Below are 2,150 nucleotides of genomic sequence, written 5' to 3' on the forward strand. Positions count from 1 at the left end.
ACTGGGCAAACCGAGTGGAGTAATAATGGGGCCTTAGTCATTTTGGATTATTACCGCCATTATTTAAAAGTACCTGATACAGATATTGATTTTGACAGCTTTAAACAGGCAGCCGATTTATGTGATGAAAAAGTGAGTCTGCCAGAAGGCGGATTTGAGTCGCGATATACCCTTAATGGTGCCTATGACTTAAATGAAAGTCCATCGAGTGTCTTGGAGGCGATGCACAAATGTATTAACGCGGAACCGACATTCACCGCAGGAAAACACGGTATTCAAATCGGCGCTTATTATGGGCCGGCAATAAAAACTATCACCGAATCACAATTGATTGGCACCGTCACCTGTACCCCTGAAACAGGCTTAAAAGACGCGACCAATGCGGTGTATGGCACGTTTATTGATGCCGAACAGTTGTACACAAAAACCGACTTCACGCCTGTGATTGTGGACGAATGGGTGAAAGAGGATGGCTTAGAAATTCGGGAGAATATTGACTATCGTTTTGTCACCAGCCCTTATCAAGCCCAACGATTAGCTCGCCAATATCTTCGTAAAAAGAAAGCGGGAAGACGAGTTCAACTCACGATGAACTTAGACGGCTATGCTTATCGTCCGGGGGAAGTTGTGCTTTTAGCATTACCTTCTTTGGGGATTAGTGGACTGGAATTCCGTATTGCCGAATGGTCTTTTCATGCATTAGACGGTGTGGCTTTAATGTTGGAAGAGGATGGAGCCTATTTATATGAGGATGTGATTAGCAAACCGTTTGAGCGCCCGCCATTTGTGAGTTTACCCGCTGGTGGTGTTGCTTCACCGATTAATCTTACCTTTGTTCCACTTGCAGTCAGTGACATCGTACAAGGTACGCTTTCTTGGCAGAATGTGGCGTCTGATGTGCGTTATAACACCGTCACTATTCTTCAAGAAGGCAACGTTATTCAATCTATTCAGGTGCCAGCTGAGCGTATTGATATTAACGGATTAGCGCGAGGAACTTATCGTGTTGAAGTCAGAGCAACAAACGTTGCCGGCGCAATGTCGGCACCTGCTATCAGTGATTTTGCCATTCAAGCACCACCTCCTCCTGAACATATTGATGTTACCTCTGGCTTATTTAATCTGACCGTTGCACCGAAACAAGGCGATAGTGCTGTCTTTGGTTATACCTTTGAATTTTGGTTTAGTGAGGAAAAGCTCGCTGATCTTTCTGAAAATGAAGTGATCACCAAAACAAATAAAGTTGGCCAAGGGAATTTCTGGACGCAAGAGAACTTACAAGCAGGGCATACGTATTATTTTTATGTTCGAACAATCAACAGCTATGGTAAATCACCGTTTGTGGAAGCTTCTGGTGTTTGCTCTTCTCAAACCGATTTAATTCTTGAAGAATTAGCTGGGCAAATTAGTCGAGATCAACTCGCACAAGACCTATTGGGTGAAATTAACAGCAAAGCTAACCAAATCGATATTACAGAATTACATGAGCTAATGAGGATAAATCACGACAAGCTTTTAGAAGAGTCAATGAGGCAAGGCGCGACGATTGAAGAAAGTGAAAAAAAACGGGAGGAGGCAGAAAAATTGCTGGCTGAGCGGATGAATAAAGTTTCAACGGCAACAGAAGCACAGGCGGCAGCGATTAAACAAGAGCAACAAGCGCGTATTGAGTCTGATCAAACCGAAGCGCAACAACGCCAATCTTTAGCGACACAACTTCGAGGTGATTATACCGGCAATGATTTATCGAAAGTCACCGCAGGACTTATCTCCGCCGAGAAACAAGCGCGTGTTACTGGTGACCAAGCGGAAGCGAAAGCCAGACAATCATTGGAAACACGGATGAATGGGAATGTTTCAGCGATTAATAAATCATTAGAAACCCTCACTTCAAAACAGCAAGCACAATCGAAAGAGATTTCAACGCTCAATTCAAATCTTAAGGGGAAAGCTGATAGTAGTGCGGTAAATGCATTAAATACGCGAGTATCGAATATTGATGGCAAAGTGACGTCCGCAACCTCTCAGGTACAAACGTTATCCAGCAAATTAGATAAAGTGAAAGCCGATTTAACGGAATCTGTGGTGGTGGATTTAGATTTATCTAAACTCAATGAAAACACCTACTATCCGGTTATTTTGCCTTTAGT

General features: G+C 43.3%; 1 protein-coding gene. It reads left to right on the top strand.

Annotated features, from left to right (window positions below):
* Nucleotides 1-2,150, top strand: a 2,150-nt coding sequence (locus ACNARN_RS18575) for a phage tail protein (RefSeq protein ID WP_416304815.1), incomplete at both ends; no start/stop codon positions are given.

The organism is Proteus sp. TSJ240517 (assembly GCF_047921575.1).
Classification (GTDB): Bacteria; Pseudomonadota; Gammaproteobacteria; order Enterobacterales; family Enterobacteriaceae; genus Proteus.